The sequence below is a fragment of the Lewinella sp. IMCC34183 genome (assembly GCF_003390915.1).
Classification (GTDB): Bacteria; Bacteroidota; Bacteroidia; order Chitinophagales; family Saprospiraceae; genus Neolewinella.
This window is the reverse complement of record NZ_QMEM01000006.1, coordinates 52,081-70,372: the sequence shown is the minus strand read 5'-3', so window position 1 is coordinate 70,372 and position 18,292 is coordinate 52,081. Positions and strand designations below refer to the sequence as shown.

At 62.9% G+C, this 18,292-nt stretch carries 16 protein-coding genes; 7 read left to right on the top strand and 9 right to left on the bottom strand.

Annotated features, from left to right (window positions below; translation table 11 throughout):
* Positions 1-2: 2 nt before the first annotated feature.
* A complete protein-coding gene (locus DQG19_RS13985; protein WP_232826527.1) occupies positions 3-1,223 on the bottom strand; it encodes a sulfite oxidase in 1,221 nt (406 codons plus the stop codon).
* A gap of 101 nt (positions 1,224-1,324) precedes the next feature.
* On the opposite strand from DQG19_RS13985, the gene DQG19_RS13980 reads away from it, so the two are divergent.
* The 4 genes from DQG19_RS13980 to DQG19_RS13965 all read left to right on the top strand — a co-directional run bounded on the left by DQG19_RS13980 (position 1,325) and on the right by DQG19_RS13965 (position 5,386).
* Positions 1,325-1,504, top strand: coding sequence for a hypothetical protein (locus DQG19_RS13980; RefSeq protein ID WP_116126901.1), 180 nt, complete (start codon positions 1,325-1,327; stop codon positions 1,502-1,504).
* A 21-nt stretch (positions 1,505-1,525) separates the two neighbouring features.
* The gene (locus DQG19_RS13975; protein ID WP_116126900.1) at positions 1,526-2,311 is read left to right on the top strand and encodes an alpha/beta hydrolase; all 786 of its coding nucleotides are present in this window, start codon (positions 1,526-1,528) and stop codon (positions 2,309-2,311) included.
* Positions 2,312-2,336: 25 nt separating this feature from the next.
* Positions 2,337-4,346 (top strand): type I pullulanase, encoded by a 2,010-nt coding sequence (pulA, locus tag DQG19_RS13970; RefSeq protein WP_116126899.1) that lies wholly within the window; start codon positions 2,337-2,339, stop codon positions 4,344-4,346.
* A gap of 68 nt (positions 4,347-4,414) precedes the next feature.
* Positions 4,415-5,386: a WD40 repeat domain-containing protein gene (locus DQG19_RS13965; protein WP_116126898.1), complete on the top strand. Its 972-nt coding sequence runs from the start codon at positions 4,415-4,417 to the stop codon at positions 5,384-5,386.
* On the opposite strand, the gene wrbA is transcribed toward DQG19_RS13965, so the two are convergent.
* The 3 genes from wrbA to DQG19_RS13950 are packed head-to-tail and all read right to left on the bottom strand — an operon-like array spanning position 5,387 to position 8,533.
* Positions 5,387-6,019 carry an NAD(P)H:quinone oxidoreductase gene (wrbA, locus tag DQG19_RS13960; RefSeq protein ID WP_116126897.1) on the bottom strand — a complete coding sequence of 211 codons (633 nt, stop codon included), beginning with the start codon at positions 6,017-6,019 and terminating at the stop codon, positions 5,387-5,389.
* 57 nt (positions 6,020-6,076) lie between these two features.
* Positions 6,077-7,588 (bottom strand): DUF6503 family protein, encoded by a 1,512-nt coding sequence (locus DQG19_RS13955; RefSeq protein ID WP_116126896.1) that lies wholly within the window; start codon positions 7,586-7,588, stop codon positions 6,077-6,079.
* Positions 7,589-7,600: 12 nt separating this feature from the next.
* Entirely contained in the window at positions 7,601-8,533 is a 933-nt protein-coding gene (locus DQG19_RS13950; RefSeq protein WP_116126895.1) for a YheT family hydrolase, read from the bottom strand.
* A gap of 62 nt (positions 8,534-8,595) precedes the next feature.
* Here DQG19_RS13950 and DQG19_RS13945 point away from each other — a divergent pair, with 62 nt between their 5' ends.
* On the top strand, positions 8,596-9,189 hold the full coding sequence (locus tag DQG19_RS13945; RefSeq protein WP_116126894.1) for a DUF6992 family protein: 594 nt from the start codon (positions 8,596-8,598) through the stop codon (positions 9,187-9,189).
* 99 nt (positions 9,190-9,288) lie between these two features.
* Positions 9,289-12,390: a triple tyrosine motif-containing protein gene (locus tag DQG19_RS13940; protein WP_116126893.1), complete on the top strand. Its 3,102-nt coding sequence runs from the start codon at positions 9,289-9,291 to the stop codon at positions 12,388-12,390.
* A 9-nt stretch (positions 12,391-12,399) separates the two neighbouring features.
* On the opposite strand, the gene DQG19_RS13935 is transcribed toward DQG19_RS13940, so the two are convergent.
* The 5 genes from DQG19_RS13935 to DQG19_RS13915 form a co-directional block, all read right to left on the bottom strand.
* Positions 12,400-13,452, bottom strand: coding sequence for a lactonase family protein (locus tag DQG19_RS13935; RefSeq protein WP_116126892.1), 1,053 nt, complete (start codon positions 13,450-13,452; stop codon positions 12,400-12,402).
* 20 nt (positions 13,453-13,472) lie between these two features.
* Complete coding sequence (locus DQG19_RS13930) at positions 13,473-14,954, bottom strand: sigma 54-interacting transcriptional regulator (protein ID WP_116126891.1); 1,482 nt, start codon at positions 14,952-14,954, stop codon at positions 13,473-13,475.
* Between the two features lie 497 nt (positions 14,955-15,451).
* Positions 15,452-15,997, bottom strand: coding sequence for a cob(I)yrinic acid a,c-diamide adenosyltransferase (locus tag DQG19_RS13925; RefSeq protein ID WP_116126890.1), 546 nt, complete (start codon positions 15,995-15,997; stop codon positions 15,452-15,454).
* Positions 15,994-17,025, bottom strand: coding sequence for a UDP-3-O-(3-hydroxymyristoyl)glucosamine N-acyltransferase (lpxD, locus tag DQG19_RS13920; protein ID WP_116126889.1), 1,032 nt, complete (start codon positions 17,023-17,025; stop codon positions 15,994-15,996). Before lpxD ends, DQG19_RS13925 begins: the two co-directional genes overlap by 4 nt.
* Before the next feature lie 22 nt (positions 17,026-17,047).
* Positions 17,048-17,338, bottom strand: a complete 291-nt coding sequence (locus DQG19_RS13915; RefSeq protein ID WP_116126888.1) for a hypothetical protein — start codon at positions 17,336-17,338, stop codon at positions 17,048-17,050.
* 89 nt (positions 17,339-17,427) lie between these two features.
* On the opposite strand from DQG19_RS13915, the gene rfbD reads away from it, so the two are divergent.
* Entirely contained in the window at positions 17,428-18,288 is an 861-nt protein-coding gene (rfbD, locus tag DQG19_RS13910; RefSeq protein WP_116126887.1) for a dTDP-4-dehydrorhamnose reductase, read from the top strand.
* Positions 18,289-18,292 lie beyond the last annotated feature (4 nt).

Here is an 18,292-nt window from a genome sequence, read left to right as displayed (position 1 = left end):
TATTAGACGATTTTGATGGAGATGCGGTGACAGGCATTGTTGAGGTATCCGCGGGGATTCCAGGCGGGGATGACCATGGGCTGGGCGTTGCCGCGGTCGTCGGTGGCCCGGGCCCAGATTTCGTAGTAGCCCGTCTCGGGAAAGGTCACGTCCGCCGCGAAATGTTGCCAGGCGTAGCGGTTTACCGGGGCGGTAAGCGTACAGGATTCCCAGTTGCTTCCGAAGTCGATGCTGTACTCCATGCGGGCGACCTTGCCCGCACCGCACCACGCGTGCCCGGCCAGGGACAGGCTGCGACCGCTCTCCACGATGGCTCCCGTCTTCGGGCTGGTGATCAGTGACTTGACCGGCATTTCCTCGATGATGCACATATCGGCGTCGGCCACCTCGGCACCGGGCGCGACCGGCTTGCAGGGTACGCGGTAGGAGGCGCCCCCCATTTTCTCTCCGTCGTGCACCCGGTCGCGGACGACGATCCGCGAGAGCCACTTGCCGGAGCAACTCGCCGGGTAGCCCGAGAAGACCAGCCGCAGCGGGTAGCCGTTGAGGGGCGGCAGGGGTTCGTCGTTCATGGCCCACGCGATGAGGCTCTCGTCCTCGAGCGCCTTGGCGATGGGTACCCCCCGGGAAATGACGACCTTGTCGGGGTCACCACTCAGGTGGGTGTCCTTGCCGTAGTAGCCGATGTAGACGGCTTTCTCCCGGTCGTAGCCGGCCGCTTCGAGCACGTCCTTCAGGCGTACGCCGGTCCATTTCGCACAGCCCACCGCACCGGTACCCCACTGGTTGCCGGAGGCGGGTGGGTTAAACTCCTTGCGGCCGTTGCCGCCGCATTCCAGGGTGAGGTGGTATTCATGGTGGCGGAACCGGTCGCGCAGCTCGGCCAGGGTAAAGGTTACCTCCCGCGGCATCGCCTCTCCGCCGATGGTCAGCGTCCAGGCGGCCGGATCGACGGCTTCGCCGTCCAGGATCGACCGGGGCACCAGTCCGTTGTTGCGGACGAAAAAGCGGTCGGCGGGGGTCACCCGCGGGTTGAGCAGGTGGGCGGGGGTCTCGGCGTTGACGGGCCGGTCGTTGAGTACGATGAGTCCGGGGTCCTTGCCGGGCAGGCCTTCGGGAGGGTCCGGCAGGCCCAGTAGCGAGATTCCGGCGGGCAGCCGGGCAGCGAACACCACCGGCAGGCCGGCGAGGGTAAGAAACTGGCGACGGTTCAGGTGGGGCACTGGGTTCGGGTAGTTTTGGCGGTCAGCAAGATACTCAATCGGTACCGACGCTCCGGGAGCCCGCGAATGGCGACCGTGCTATCTTTGGAAAAATTTTCCGCATGAAGCGTACCCTGGCCCTTGTCTTTACCATCGTGGGTGCCGTTGCCCTGGCCGCGGGCGTGCTGGCCATTTTCAACCCCGGCCAGCTCGCGCTCGGGCAGAACGCCTGGGGCGTGGCCATCGTCGGCGGGATCTTCTTTATCACGGGTATGGGGCTGCTGCGGTCGGTGCCGGACTAGCACCCGCCCCAACCTGACCTCATGAAGTGGATCAAGCGTATTGCTATTTTTCTGGCCGGCACGTACGTGGTGCTGTGCCTGCTGCTGTACGTCTTCCAGGAGCGGCTGATCTTTCATCCCCGGGAACTTCCCGCCGATTACGCTTTCGGGACCGGGGAGGAACTGACCGTCGATGCCGCGGACGGGACGCCCCTGAACGTCCTGGCGTTCCGGAAGCCCGGTGCCCGCGGGGCCATCCTGTTTCTGCACGGTAACCGCGGAAGCAACCGGCGCAGCCTCCGGCAGACGGAAGGGCTCCTCCGGGGGCCAAACGACGTCTACCTCTTCGACTACCGCGGCTACGGGAAAAGCGGGGGCAGCATCGCTTCGGAAGAGGTGCTCTTCGCCGACGCCCAGGCGGTGTACGACGTATTGCTCGATCGCTACGCGGAGTCAAACATCGTGATCGCCGCCTACTCCCTGGGTACGGGCATGGGGGCCTACCTGGCCGCCCACAATACCCCCCGCCACCTGGTGCTCGCGGCCCCCTACGTCAGCATTACCGCCATGAAGAACCTGTGGTTTTGGATGGTCCCGGACTTCATCCTCAAGTATCCCCTCAACACCCTGGACAACGTGGCCGCGGCCCGCTGCCCGGTAACGGTACTGCACGGTCGGCGCGACGAGCTAATACCGTATTCCATGTCCGAGGAAATATACGAGGCCGCCCCCGGGCGCGTTGAATTGATCGAACTGCCCGAGTCGGGCCACCGCGGTGTTATCTTAGACCCCCGGTTCACCGAAACGGTCCTACGGGTCGCCGACTAAGCCCGACCGTCAACTTCCTAATTACTTGAGAGTCCTACTTCTCGTTTGCTCAACGCTGTTTTTCGTGACCTGCTCCGACCCCCGGCCCCAGTACGATACGCTGGAAGACTACCCCGTATACCCCTACGCCGACCTGGGCGCCACGTATACCTCCGCCTCCACGACCTTTAAGCTCTGGTCGCCCGCCGCCCAAGCGGCCCGCGTCCACCTCTACGCCGACGACCGGCCAGGTACGGAACCGCGAGAGTCGCTCGACATGGAGGCCCGCGACGGGGCCTGGGCGGTTTCCGTCTCCGGAGACCTCGACGGTACCTATTATACCTACCAGATCAAGCGCGACGGCCGCTGGCTGGCGGAAGCCACCGACCCCTACGCCCGTGCCGCCGGTACCAACGGCCTGCGGGGACAGGTAGTGGACCTCTTTGCCACCGATCCCCCGGGGTGGGAGAACGACCGCCGTCCGGTAATGGGCAAGCCCACCGACGCGGTCATCTACGAATTACACGTACGCGACCTGAGCATGGATCCCAACTCCGGCATCACCCACAAGGGTAAGTTCCTGGGCCTGACGGAGCGCGGAACCACCACACCGACCGGCGATACCACCGGGCTGGATCACCTTATTGAAATGGGCGTTACTCACGTCCACCTGCTGCCGAGCTTTGACTTTCTAAGCGTTGATGAGGCACGCTCCGACTCCACTCAGTACAACTGGGGGTACGACCCGCAGAACTATAACGTACCCGAGGGAAGCTACTCCACCGATCCATCCGACGGCAAGGTCCGTATCCGCGAGTTCAAGCAGATGGTCCAGGCACTGCACGCGGCCGGCATCCGGGTGGTGATGGACGTGGTATATAATCATACCGGCCGTACGGAGAACAGCTCCTTTCAGTTGCTCGTGCCCGACTACTTCTACCGGTTCAATGCCGACGGTACGTTCAGCAACGCCAGCGGATGCGGCAACGAGATCGCGAGCCAGCGGCCCATGGTCCGGAAGTTCATCCGTGAGTCCGTCGAATACTGGGCGGACGAGTACCACGTCGACGGCTTCCGCTTCGACCTGATGGGCATCCACGATATTGCCACGATGAACGACATCAGCGAGACGCTGCACGGGATCGACCCCTCCATTCTGCTGTACGGAGAGGGGTGGACGGCGGGCGACAGTCCGCTGCCGGAGAGCCAGCAGGCCACGAAAGTGCATACCCCGCAGCTGATCAACATCGCGGCCTTCAGCGACGACGTGCGCGACGCCCTCAAGGGCAGCGTGTTTGACGCCGAAGAACGGGGATTCGTGAGCGGGGCCACCGACGTGGCGGAATCCGTTCGGTTCGGCATCGTAGGGGCAACCGCCCATCCCCAGATCAGCTACGATAGCGTGAATTACAGCCACGCCCCCTGGGCCAGGCAACCCGCGCAGTGCGTCAACTACGTGAGCTGCCACGATAACCATACCCTGTGGGACCGCCTGCAACTCAGCAACCCCGGCGATCCTCCCCGGGTGCGGGAAAGCATGCAGCGTCTGGCCCTGGCCACGGTGCTCACCAGCCAGGGCATTCCCTTTGTGCACGCCGGTACGGAAATGCTGCGGTCAAAGGGTGGTGACGAGAACAGCTACCAGAGTAGTGATGCGGTCAACGCCATCAAGTGGGAGAAGAAAGGACAGCACGCGCGCACGGTCGCCTACGTCAGGGACCTGATCGCCCTGCGTAAGGCACACCCCGCCTTCCGGATCGGTGAAACCGCACTGATCGCCCGCCACCTCACCTTTACCGACGCGGGTGACGACCAGTTGATTGCCTACCGGCTGCAGAACGCCCCCGGCGACGACTGGACCGATATATACGTCGTACTCAACGGTTACCAGACTCGCCACCGGCATACGCTGCCCGAGGGGGAGTGGCGACAGGTCGTCGATGGGGATCGCGTAGACTCCGATGGACGCGCAACTGATACCATGAGTGGAGAAGTAACGCTCGGTGCGATCTCGACGAACGTATTCGTGAAGAAGACAGGAAGCGGTGAGAACTAAGCCTGCAACTGCGGGGTGATCCGCTCGTCGTTGCCGGGGTGCTGGGAAACGAAAAAACCTTCCCGTCAATGAGGCAAACCATTTCCGGTCCGCTGTTTCTGATTCTCCTGCTCGGAGTGGTCTCCGGTGGCTGCCGTACGGTGGCCTTAAAATCCTACGACTACGAAGACATTCTCTGGACCGCCGACTGGGGCGGCCCGCGAAACGAGATTGTCACCGGCGGAAATTCCCCCGACGTCCGCATCTATTCGCCACTTGGGAATGCGATCACTTCCACCATACCCACAAGTAACACCGTTACCGGCGTAGCCTGGCACCCTGGGAAGGAACGGTTGGCCGTGACCCTGCAAGCCGGAGAGGAGGGGTCCTTTCTCTTTGACCTGCGGAGTGGAGAAAAACGCTACCTGGATAGTATCTCCGCCGCTGGGGCTCGTGGTCTGGGGTGGAGCCCGGACGGAGAACTACTCGCGGTGGGCGATAATGACGGTTATCTTCTCCTCTACGACTACGAAGGACGTTTGCAGCGGAGGAGGAAAGTTGAACCGAAGGGAATCACGGCGCTGTCCTGGCACCCCGACGGTCAGATTATTCTGACGGTAGGGTCGGGGATCGCCCGCTACGAACTTGCCAACGACAGGTATACCCACCGCCCCGCCCGGGAGCAGGAGGTGCTAATGCTAAGCGTAGCCTGGCATCCCGAAGGAGCGCTTTACGCGACCGGTGATTACGGGCAACCAGACAAAAAAAGGCCACCCTACCTACAGTACTGGTCGGCGGATGGAAAATTGATAGGTCGTGACTCTTCGAGCCGGGTGGAAATTCGCAACCTGGCGTGGAGCCCCACGGGGAATTTACTCGCCAGCGCCAGCGACGGGATTCGTCTGTGGACGCCCGGTGGCGAGCAAATTCGGCATGGACTGCGGGACCGTTATTTATGGGGATTGGCGTGGAAGCCCGACGGTACCCGCCTGATCACGACATCGGGTGACGGGGAAGCTTTTATAGTCGATTCCCGGCTTCGCACGGTAGCCGGCTGGTAATTAGCCGCGCAGGGAAGCAAGCCGCTCCGATACCTTCGCCAGGCGGGTACCCAACTTGATCGACATTTCCAGGTCGCCTTCCTTGGGCTGCAGCGATCCGTCGCCACCGGCGATCGTGCTGGGGCCGTAGGGGCTGCCGCCGTGGATGTTCTCGACGTTGAAGAGAGTAGGGTTCTGGCCGTAGGGGCTGCCGACGAGGATCATACCCAGGTGGAGCAGCGGGATGTGAAAAGAGAGGATCGTCGACTCCTGCCCGCCGTGCTGGGTAGCCGTGGAGACAAAGACACCGGATGCCTTGTCTTCCAGCTCGCCCTTCGACCACAGGGGGCTGGTGGTATCGATGAATTGCTTGACCTGGGCGGCCATGTTTCCGTAGCGGGTAGGGGTACCCCAGGCGATACCGTCGGCCCAGCGAAGATCGTCGTGGGTGACTTCTTCCAGGTGGGACATGGATTGCTGGGCGGCCTGGTAGTTTTCGTCGTTTTTCATGGCCTCAGCCGCCTGTGGCAGCTCGGCGACGCGCCGCAGGCGTACTTCCGCACCGGCCGTTTCCGCGCCGCGCTGTACGGCCTGGGCCAGCTTGAAGGTGTGTCCGTAGGTGGAGTAGAAGGTAATGAGAATCTTGGCAGCCATAATTTGATGTATTTACACGGGTTTTATACTGTCTAAAGAGATTGCCGCGCATTGTGTTCAGTTTTTACCCGGAAGAAGCAATGTGTCGGTTCCCAAAAACAGCTTATCCGCCGTACGGTACCAGTGGCGGCGGGCGGGAAACCGGATGCCGTCCTGCAGGACCTCGTCCTCCAGGAGAATGTATTCTCCGGTCCCGGGTCCGTCGCCATCACGGTCATGGTAAAAGCGGTACCCGATAAGCGCAAAGGTATCCGGGTCAAAGAGAAAATGCCATACGTCTCCGCCCGTCTCGGGTCGGTAGCGCACCTCGATCTCCAGTGCCCGCTGCCCGTGGTAGTACACTTGGTACACGGTGGGGCTGATCAGGGTGCCTGGATCGCGCAACTTCATGGGTAGGCCCCACAGGTAGCCATAATAGTCGCGGAGGACCTTTACCCGGTCGGGGGTCAGGTTGAGTGCCATTTGCAGGGAGTCGTCGGTTACGGATTGCCCATCGGCGGTGAAGGCATAGCCGTCCTGCCGGATCTCCAGCGTCACCTGCCCGCCCCCGCCGGTGCGTTCCACGGTGAAGGGACCGCCACCCGGGTTCAGCAGTAGCCGGGTGTAGCGGTCACCGCCGCCGGGGCGGCTCTCGGAGATCCGCAATGCGTGCGGCTCCGTCAACCAGCGACTCTCGGGGTCGTGGTAGGCAATGCTGGCCGCCAATAAACTGTCGGCCGGCAGGGGTAGGGGGGTGCGGGTCCAGTCGCGGAGTGTCTGCTCATTGAGGCGAACGTAATGATCGTTACCGGCCGAGCGGGCCAGTTGCAGGCTGGTATCAAGCAGGGAACGGGCCAGGGACTCGTTTCCAAGTTCCCACTCGATGAGTGCGCGACGCCGCGTGCGACCAAACTGCGGGGGTGCCGCGGCCGCCCACCGGTCTATCCATTCCTTGGCCCGGGCGACGCTGTCGCTTTCCAGGTAGTAGCGCGCGACCTCATAGTAATCATCGGAATGGGTGGCGGGAGACAATAGCCGTTCGGCTGCTTCCGCCAGCTGGGCGTGGGTGGCCAGCGTGAACGGAAGTCGAACCCGGTACCATTCCCACTCCAGTGCCAGGGTGGCCCGGTCGTGGCGGAGGTCCATCCAGCGGTACTCCAGCGTCTCGGTACGCTCCATCAGGCGTGCGGTGGGGGCATCGTAGCGGAGAACATCGTACCGGGGATCGTAAGCGGTGGCCCCCCAGTGGGTCGTGTCGGAGTTGAGTATCCAGGTCCAGGGTGCATTCTCCCGCGGCATAAGGTAGACGGAATACGTCCCCGCCGGAACGCGATGATTGTCTACCCAAACGTCCCGGGACGTGCGCAGCAGGGTGTTCTCGTTGGCCCCCGCGCGCCAGACCGTTCCGAAGGGTTGTAGTTCGCCAAAAACGATACGTCCGTGTACCGAGGGGCGGTGGTAGTCGATCCCCAGATCGGTGTAGCCCACGGTCACCGCGGCGACGGCGGCCTGACTGGCCGGTGGGGCAACGAACTGGGCCCGGAGGGGCAGCGGATGCAGGAAGAGCAGGAGAAGGGAGAAGCGTAACACCCCCCAAAATAGTTAGCGTCGGGAAACAAAAGCCAGCGCGCGCTCGTCCATTCCGTTGTGCGGCCGGCCCCGCAGCGGAAAGCCCACGTGACCGCCCCGCCGCGGCTGCTCGACGGTGATGAGGGGGTGGGTCTTTCCGAGAGCACAGGGCGTACAGGCTTCCGGAACGATGGGATCGTTCAGGGCGTTGACGATGAGCACCGGCACGGCGGTATCTCCGACGTAATTTCCCGAAGAGAGATAGGCGTAGTATTCCTCCAGGTCATCGTAGCCTCCGATGACGCTGGAGAAGGCCCGGTCGAAGTCGCGCCACACCCCGATGCGGTCCAGGGCGGTGAGGTCGACCAGGCCGGGGAACTGGGCCTCCTTGGCCCGCACTTTGGCCGCTAGGGCCCGGTAGAACTTCCGCTTGTAGATCCAGTTGTCGGGGCGCTCGAGGCTGTCGACGCTGTGCTCGATGAAGCAGGGCGCCGAAAAGGCTACCCCGTGGGTCACCTCGGCGGGTACGTCGCGCCCGGCGGTGCCGAGGTACTTCAGCGTCAGGTTGCCACCCATGCTGTAGCCGACAAGGACGATCCGGTCGTAGCGCCCCGTGGCCAGCGCGTGGTTAACGACGTGTTCCAGGTCCTCGCTCTGTCCGTGGCTGTAGAGCTTACGGGTTCGGTTGATCTCCCCGGAGCAGCTGCGGCAGTTCCAGGCCAGCGCGTGCCAGCCGTGGCGTGCGAAGTAGCGGGCCGCGCTGACGATGTACGCTCCCTGGCTGCTGCCCTCGAGCCCGTGGCTGAGGATGACAAGGCGACGGGCATCGGTGGGGTGGTCGTACCAGTCCAGGTCCAGAAAATCACCGTCGGGCGTATCGACCCGCTCGCGGCGGTAATTAATCGTCGGGCGGTCGAGGAGATGGGGGACAATGGTTTCGTAGTGACCGGTAAGTCGGGTAAACATTGGCAAATAGCTGGCGTGGGGTACCGGGAGAACCATCTGCCGGCGACGGAGTTTTGCAGGAGATGAAGAACCCGCTTGCTCTACTCCTTGTCCTGTTCTGCTGCACCTGCGCGCCGGCGCAAACAACGGCCACCCCACAAGCACCGCTGGAGCTGGAAACCGCCCGCCTGCACCACCAGCGGACGGCCATGTACCTTCTTGGCGGCTGGGCGGTGGCGAATATCGGACTGGGGCTGACGCTGCGGTCGCGGACTACCGGTGCTCTGCGGCGATTCCACGAGATGAACGCGATCTGGAACACGGTAAACCTCGGCATCGCCGGTATCGGGCTGGTGTCGGTGCTGCGGCAGGAACCCGGCGCGCTGGGGGCCTTCGAAAGCCTGCAGGAAAACTTCGGGTTACAAAAGGTCCTGCTGTTCAATGCCGGCCTTGACGTGGGCTACATCGCCGGGGGCCTTTACCTGCTGGAACGCGCCCGACGCCCCGAGGCCGACAACGACCGCCTGCGCGGCTACGGCAGAAGCGTGGCGCTGCAGGGTGGTTTTCTGCTGGCCTTCGACCTGGTCAACTACTTCATTGCGGCGGGGCGGACGGAGGCTTACGCCCCCCTGCTCGGCGTCACGGCTGACGGGCTGGGGTTGACGCTGACGTTCTAGCCGCGCACCCGCTTGGTCGGGAAGCGGCGGGAGGCGTACCTTAGCGTAACCGTCTCTCTTGAAACACCTTACCTTAGGTAAACCACCTGCGGCCCTCCCGTGAAGTTCTATTCTATCTTATCCCTTTTTCTGTGCTCCCTGTCCCTGGGCGGGCAGGCCATGCGCATCGAGTACTTTACGGTCAACGACGGACTGAGCACCCGCGAGATCACGGATCTGCACATCGGCGACGACGGTTACCTGTGGGTCGGGACGCTGGACGGGCTCAACCGCTTCGACGGCCATTCCTTTCTGACTTTCGGGTACAACGACCCTACCGACGGCCCGGGGCTGAGCCGGGGGGGCATCGAAACCATCAACGCTGACATCGAGGGTAACCTGGTGCTCACCTTCGTCGATTTTTCCGGCTACTTTGATCGGTTCAATCCGCGGAGCTTTCGCAGCGAGCAAGTAGCCATGGTGCCCAGCAACGGCGTGAACGGGTATCCCCGCGCGATCGAGACCGATACGGTGGGCCGCACTTTCGTGGTGACCGTCTGGAAGGACACCACCAACCTGTACGAATACACCCCGGAGGGGTTCAAGCGGATCTTCCAGGCAGCGGACGAGGGGTGGACGACCATTGCCCCCCGCATCGACCTGTTGCCGCTCAGCAACGGACAGTTTCTCCTCTACGACGAACAGCACGGCTTCCGGCGGCTGTCGGCCAACGGCGAACTGCTGGGCAGTTTCAACAGCATCGCCCGCAAGGGGCGGTACCTGTACAAGATGATCGAGGGGCCCGACAATTACGTTTACCTGAGCTTTCGCGGCGGATACCCGCTTTACCGCTGGAGGGTGGGATCCGGCAGCGATCCGAGTCCCGTGCCCAACCCCGACGACGGGCTGCGGTACACGCAGATCTTCAAGGACAAGCTGGGCCAGCTGCTGCTGCTCGGCACCGAGGATTTCCTGGGCAAGCGCTATCCCGATGAATACTACCTGATCGACACCTCCGGTACCCTGAAACTCTTCGACCGCGAATTGCCTACGAACCGGCTGGTGTCGGAGGTAGCCGCGGTCAACTTCAACGAAACCTGCTACCTCGCGCTGCGGGAGGGTCTGGGTGTGATCGAACGGAACGTCAAGCCCATCGCTACTTACCTGACCGAAGCGGATATCACCGGCGACGGCTCCTCGGTGAAGGGGATCGCCGAGGACACGGCCGGAACGGTGTACGTGGCCACCCAGGACGGTAGCTTCTACCGCATGCCCCGGACGGCCTTGGAACCGGAGAAAATGGTGCTGCGCGACATCGACAGCACCAGGGTAACGATCCGCCGGCCCGAGCAGCTGATGTTCGATCCGATCCGCAACGCCGTGTGGGCCGTCGGGCACCCGGGCGGCCGCAACCGCGGCGGGCTGCTGCTGCGGTACAACGTGGCCACGGGCACCACGGAGGCGTACCGCTCGGCCTACTCGCTCAACTGCCTGACGATGGACCCGCAGGGCGACATTTACGTGGGTGCGGCGATCCCCGACCGGATGGGGATCCTCTCCTTCAACGCCGAGACCGGCTCCTTTACCGAGCTCTTCGACGCGCCGCTCAACCGCCCCTTCGGCCGCAGCGTGCTCGTGAACTACCTGTACTACTCCCGAACGGGCACCCTGCTGATCGGTACCGAGCGCCTCGGCCTCCTCAGCTTCGATCCGCGTACGCGGGAGGTGAAGATGCACAGCCGGACCGACCCCATGGGCGACAGCCCGGTGGAGCTGAATGCCCTAAAAGTGAAGGTGATCTACGAGGATGTGGCCGATAACTGGTGGATCGGCACCGAGGCCGGGCTTTGGCAGATCAACCCCGCCGACAGCACCACGGTCAGCTATACCCGACAGGACGGCCTAAGCAATAACTACGTCGTGGGGATCGTACCTGACTCTACGGGTGGCTTCTGGTTGTCCACTAAAAACGGGCTGGTCCACCTGCCCGCCGAGATCCGCAAGGGCACCCTGCGGCGGTACTACACCGAGGACGGGCTGGCCAGCGATGCCTTCAACCGCTACGCCTTTCACCGCGACCATAGCGGGCGGTACTATTTCGGGGGTGAGTCGGGCCTGTCGGTATTCCGCGACAGCGACCTGAGCGCTGAAAAGGCTGGCTCCGACGTCATGCTTACCCAGGTGGTCATCTACGGCCGGAACAACAGCAGGCCCTATACGCGGAACCTGGACACGATGACGCACATCGAGGTGTACGCCAATGAAAAAAGCATCGCTATATCCTTTGCGCTGCCCGTAGGCCAACGGCCGAGCCGCACGCAATTACGCGTCAAGCTGGAAGGATTTAACGAGGAGTGGCGCGAATTGCGCAACGAGCGTACGGTACGCTACAATAACCTTCCCTCCGGCAACTACCGCCTCCTCGTACAGGCCGCCGGTGCCAACGGCAACTACGGGCAACAGATGCGTACCCTCAACATCCGGGTGCGGCAGTACCTTATTGAACGTACGTGGTTTCAGTTCCTGATCGCCACGGTGATCGTGGGCCTGTTTTTCCTGATCCTTCAGGCTAAGCTGCGCGAGCGCCTCCGGAACGAGCAACTGCGTACCCAGCTGAGCAGCGACATTCACGACGAGGTGAGCGGCCTGCTTGCCGGCATCACGCTCCAGGCGGAGCTTCTGCAGCACCGGACCGACGACGAGAAATTACGCACCCGCCTACAGACGGTGGGCGAGGCCGGCCGCAACGCGATGTCCAAAATGAGCGACGTGATCTGGAGCATCGACAGCCGGCGCGACAACATCGGCAACCTGCTGCAGCGCATGCAGGAACACGCGGACGAGGTGCTGCTGCCCCTCGACATCCGCTACGACTTTACCGCCAAGGGATTCATCAACGAGCGGGAGCTGGCGGGTAACGTCCGCCAAGACCTGTACTTCATCTACAAGGAAGCGATCAACAACGTCGCCCGCCACAGCAATGCTACCTACGTGGAGATCGAGCTCGAGCAGTATGCCCAGACGTTCGAGATGTTTATCCGTGACAACGGCAAGGGCAAGGAGAGCGACGAGTACCCGGTCTACTCGAGTACGCGGTTCACGCCGAAAAAGGGGCAGGGAAAGGATAATATGCGGATGCGCGCCCAGCGGCTGCGCGCGGAGCTGACGATCGACGACCGCTCGGGCTATACCCTTACGCTGCGTATGCGCCGGATCGCCTAGGCAACCACGTTATACCCCCGGCATCCAGCATAGGCTGGTGGGGCTGGGCACCTTGCGTACGACGTGGTTGAGTCGCAGGCCGCCGCCGGGCCCTACCCGGAATACACCGATGCTGTGGTTCGTCAGGTTGCCCGCCAGCAGCCACTGTCCGTCGGGAGAAAGCAGGATATCGCGCGGCCGCTCGCCGCCGGAGGGGACGGTGTCGCGCAGGCGAAGTTCCTGCCGGTCGGTCTCGACGCGCAGGTCGGTGATCACGCTATAGTTGCGTTCGCTGACGTAGACGTGGCGCCCCCCGCCGCCAATTCGCACGGCCGCGCCGCTGGCGTTTTCCACGGCGCGTTCGGGCAGGGAGGGCACGTTGGCCACCTCGCGGGGCCGGTCGCCGCGCAGGTCTACCAGGGCCACCCGGCCCCGGTGTTCGCAGTTCACAATGAGGTGGTCGCCGTCGGGGTGGAGGACCGCATGCCGCGGCCCGTCGCCGTAGGAAAAGTCGAGGGACATCTCCGGCCGTTCGGTAAGCAGGCCGGCTGCGGAGCGATCGAAGGTGCGCAGGCAGTCCGATCCGAGGTCGCAGATGTACACTCGGCTGCGGGGCGCGTCGAAAACGGCGCAGTGGGCGTGCGGGGTGCGTTCGTGCTGGGTGAGTTCGATGCGCTGCAAGGCAGGCCCGATGGTGCCGTCGTCTTCGAGGGGGAAGGTGGTAACCGAGCCGCTGGTGTAGCAGCTGACGACGAGGGTACGGCCGGCGAAGGCCACGTGGCAGGGGTGGTCGCCCGTGAGGTGACCATCCCCCCAGGGGGTGAAGGCGATCTTCCCCCCCGCGGGGCGGCTGATCCGGAAGGCCGAAACCCCGGGATCATCGGGGTCGGGACACTCGCGCACGGCGTAGGCGATCTTTCGCTCCGGATCGGCGATCACGTAGCTCGGGTTCACCGCATTGCCGAAGCCGCGGTATTCCAGGTGCCCGTCCTTCGGCGAGAAATCGTAGGCAGAGATGCCGCGGGCCTTGCCCGGGACATTTTCTTCCATTTTAATCGTGTAACCGCCGACGAGTAGGAGCATACCATGAGTTTGGGTGAAGGCTACCGGAAATCGATATCCTCGTTACCAAACATATCGGCCAGGATGTCCCGGAAGTTCAGGCTATTGTGGAGGGCCTCCTTATTAAGCACTTCCATTTCGGCCAGGCCCTGCAGTACCAGCTCCATGTAGAGGTAGGTTTCTTCGTCGGTCAGTTCGCGGTCGATCTGGCCGGTGACAAATTTTCGCAGGCCGGCGACGCTGTCCAGCGCCTGCTGGTACTCCTTGTTGCTGCCGTCGTTGAGCAATTCCACGACGTTACCGCCGCTGAAGTAGGCACGTATGATCCCGTAGGGGTCGCTGCCGCTGCGGCCGTCGGCCGGGGTATCGGAGGGGTCCGGGAAGTATTCCAGGAAAGAGGTGCGAATCGACTTGCCCAGAAGCTTCATCGCCACGCCGTAGGCCCCTTCCTGCTCGCCTTCGTAGACGAGCTCGACCTTACCGGTGATGGCGGGTACGACGCCCCAGAAGTCGGTGATGCGGGCCACGGTACGGTCGTCGCCCTTGATGAGTGCCCGGCGTTCGGCGGTTGACACCAGGTTCTCCAGGGCGGTGATGCTGAGGCGGGCGGACACACCGGACTTCTCGTCGATGTATTCGCTTTCCCGCGCCGAAAAGGACAGTTGCTCCAGCATAACGGTGAGCAGCTCGGGGACCGCTACCCGGGCGGTCTGCTCGTCGGACAGCTTGGCCTCTTGGGCGGTAATGCTGCGGGCGATCTCCACTGTCTTGGGGTAGTGGGTAAGGATCTGGCTCTCGATCCGGTCCTTCAGCGGCGTAATAATGCTGCCCCGGTTGGTGTAGTCTTCCGGGTTGGCAGTAAACAGGAACTGAATGTCGAGGGGGAGCCGCAATTTGAAGCCGCGGATCTGGATATCTCCCTCCTGCAGGATGTTGAAGAGCGAGACCTGGATGCGGGCCTGCAGGTCGGGCAGCTCATTGATCACGAAGATGCCCCGGTGCGCCCGGGGAACGAGGCCGTAGTGAATAACCCGCTCGTCGGCGTAGGTAAGGCGCAGGGTGGCGGCCTTGATGGGGTCCACGTCGCCAATGAGGTCGGCTACGGACACGTCGGGGGTGGCTAGTTTTTCCACGTAGCGATCGGAGCGGTGCCACCAGTCGATGGGGGTATCGTCACCCATTTTTTCGATCGTATCGACGCTGTAGCGGCTGATGGGTGCCAGCGGGTCATCGTTGAGCTCGCTGCCGGCAACGACGGGGATGTACTCGTCGAGCAGATTAACCAGCAGGCGCGCGATCCGGGTTTTAGCCTGGCCGCGGAGTCCGAGAAGCAGTACGCTGTGGCGGCTGAGGATGGCGCGCTGGATATCCGGCAGGACGGTATCGTCAAAACCTATAATGCCGGGAAAGACCTCCTCTTTATCGCGTAGACGTTGAATGAGGTTTTCGCGAAGTTCTTGCTTTACGCTGCGGGGGGTGTAGCCGGACGCTTTGAGCTCACCGAGAGTTTTGGCCTGGGCCATGGATAGATGGTTGTAGTGGGGAAAGTTGTTAAACGGCCTCGTACACGTTTGGTTGTACGCACCCCGCCACGGATGGCCACCGGGAAGCCGGTTGACCAATTGGGATGGGAGTTCACGTCACGGACCCCGCAAATCGGAATAAAAGAGAGCCCTACGTAGGGCAAAAAAAATTATTGCACCGAGTAGCGAAAAAAATCGTACATTATACTGACTTTTACATAAACACTAAAAAGCAACCGCATGGACTACTTTGCCTTAACCCTCATTTGCCTCCTGGTACTTGCCATGGTCGCCCTCATCCTCTACAGCGTGTACCGCATCATCACCGACGCCTCCACGCCTGCCCACTAAACCTATCGCTATCGAAGCAAATCTACTTTTCTATTCATATCCTATGTACTACGGGGATGCGTCCGGCTACGGTCGGCGCGCCCCGCGTTTACTCCGCCCGGGCCAGTGAGGTTCGGGCGGAGGCATTTATATCCGTTGGCTTGGGGCTACTCGGCCTCCCACTTGATTTCTTCCACTCCTTCGGCTTGTCCGAGGTGGCGGGCCAGGACGAAGAGGTAGTCGCTCAGCCGGTTGAGGTAGATGACTACGCCCTCCGGCGCGGTACCCATTTCTACCGTTCTGCGTTCGGCGCGGCGGCAGACCGTGCGGGCAAGGTGGGCAAAACTCACCGCCGGGCTACCGCCGGGCAGGATGAAGTGCGTCATGCGCGGCAAGCTTTCGTCCATCGCGTCCATGTACGTTTCCAGTCGACCGGCGGCGTCGGCCGGAACCTGGTAGGCCTCACCCGGGCGGTCATCGGCCAGTGCGGCACCCAGGGCGAAGAGCACCTTCTGTTGCTCCAGGAGTTGGGCGCGGACGCGGGTGCGGGGGGCGTCGGTACCGGGCGCGAGGTGGTCGCGCAGGACACCCAGGCAGGCGTTCAGTTCATCGATGGTACCGTAAGCTTCCACCCGGGGATCGGACTTCGGTACGCGGCGCCCGCTGAACAGGCCGGTTTCGCCGGTGTCTCCGGTACGGGTATAGATCTTCACGGTTCGAGCTTTTTTTCCAGGCGGGCCAGGCGTTTGTACAGTTCCGGAAGGCGGGCGTAGAGCAGGGAGCTCTTGATCCAGTCGCGGTAGCCGAAGGCCGGCGAACCCGCCAGTGCCTGGTTGGGCTCGCGGATGTGGCGCGCGATACCCGATTGCGCCTGGATGTTGGTGCCGTCGGCGATCGTCAGGTGGCCGGCGAACCCTACCTGGCCGCCGATGCGGCAGTTCGCTCCGATCTTGGTGGAGCCGGCGACACCGGCCTGGGCGGCGATGACGGTGTTGGCTCCGATCTCCACGTTGTGGCCGATCTGGATGAGGTTGTCCAGCTTTACGCCCCGGCGGATCAGGGTAGAGCCCATGGTAGCGCGGTCGATGGTGGTGCTCGAGCCGATCTCTACGTTGTCCTCGATGACCACGTTGCCTACCTGCGGGATCTTCCGGTAATTGTTGTCGCCGTCGGGCAGGAAGCCGAAGCCGTCCGCTCCGATCACTACGTTGGCGTGCAGGGTGCAATCGTTACCGATCACGCAGTCGCGCAGGACTCGGGCGCCGGGGTAGAGGGTGCAGTTGGCCCCGATGCGCACATTGGGTCCGATAAAGACCTGATCGAGGATGACCGTTCCGGCGCCAATGGTGGCCCCGGCGCTGACGACGGTGAATTTGCCGATGCGTACATCCGGCCCCAGCTCGGCGGAATCCTCCACGCAGGCGTGCTGGCTCACCTGTCGTACGGTGGCACTGCTTTCGGAGGTCTGGTACACTTCGAGCAGGCCGCGTACGGTCTCGTAGACATTATCGACGCGCAGCAGGGTTGCGGACACGGGGTCCTTAGGCTGAAACGCCCGGCTGACGAGTACCGCTGCGGCCTCCGATCCGTAGAGGTGGTGTTCGTAGGCGGGGTTGGCCAGGAAAGTGATCTGGCCTGCTTTGGCTTCTTCGATACGGGCCGGACCGGTGATGACCACCTCCGGGTCGCCCTCGACGGTGGCCCCGATCATCTTGGCCAGGGCCGCGGCGGAAATTTGCATGAGCGTAAGAACTAGGTGAGGGTTAAACTATGGTGGGCAGGTCGCCGCCGTCGTCGGCCGCGGAAGGAGGGGCAATCCGGTCGCGAACCGCGGAGTGGATACGTTGCATTTCCTCAAATTGTTGCAGCACGGATTGGCGGAACTCCTCGTCGACGTACGTCCGCAGGTGGCCCAGGTTACTGAGTCGGTCACCCTTCCGGAACCGGTAGGTCTGCGTCAGCCCCCCCCGCTCGAACTGTACGGGAAAGCGGCCGTCGTTGTCGAAAACGGTAATCTGCATCCGGGCGTCGGGCAAGCGGCCGATGATTCGCATGGGGGAGGGCTTTTGGCAAAAGTAGGTAATGCCGGGCCAATCGTGCGGCGGGTCCTCCATACGCCCGCCATCCGTTACTTTTGCCGCCGATGCAGCGAATTATGATCACCGGTGCCGGCGGACAGCTGGGCCAGAAGCTTATCGGGGCAGCCAAGGCGGCTCCCCAGGACTGGCGAATCTTTGCCTACAACCGTTCCAGCCTGGATATCACTAAGCCGGAGGATATCCGCGCCGCCTTCGCCGAGGCCCAGCCCGATATCTGCTTCAACGCTGCGGCCTACACCGCCGTCGACCGGGCGGAAAGCGAGCCCGACCGGGCGCACACCATAAACGTAGACGGCGCCGGCCTGCTGGCGACCGCCTGCAAGCAAGCCGGCAGCGCGTTCGTGCACTTCAGTTCGGATTACGTGTATGCCGACGGCTACAACCGTCCCCTGCAGGAGAGCGACCGCACCGAGGGCAGCAGCGTATACGCCCGGACCAAGCTGCAGGGAGAGCAGGAAGTGCTGCGGTGTCACCCCGAAGCGTACGTCATGCGGACCAGCTGGGTATTCGCGGAATACGGGGAGAACTTCGTCCGCACGATGTTGCGCCTCGGTCGCGAGCGTGCCGAACTGGGCATCGTGGCCGACCAGATCGGGTCGCCCACCTACGCCGCTGACCTGGCCGCCGCCGCCATGCGCCTGGCAACGTCGGGCCAGCCCGCCGGCGTGTACAACTATGCCAACAGCGGGGTGTGCTCCTGGTACGATCTGGCGAAGGCGGTACACGAGCTTTGCTACATCGACTGCAACGTGAAGCCCATTCCCACGAGCCACTATCCGACGCCCGCCCGGCGGCCTGCCTACAGCGTACTCGATACCCAGAAGATTGCGTCCGTAGTGGGGACCCCACGGCACTGGCGGGAAGCCCTGGTGGAGTGCCTGGACAAGCTGCGTACCCGGCAATAGAATT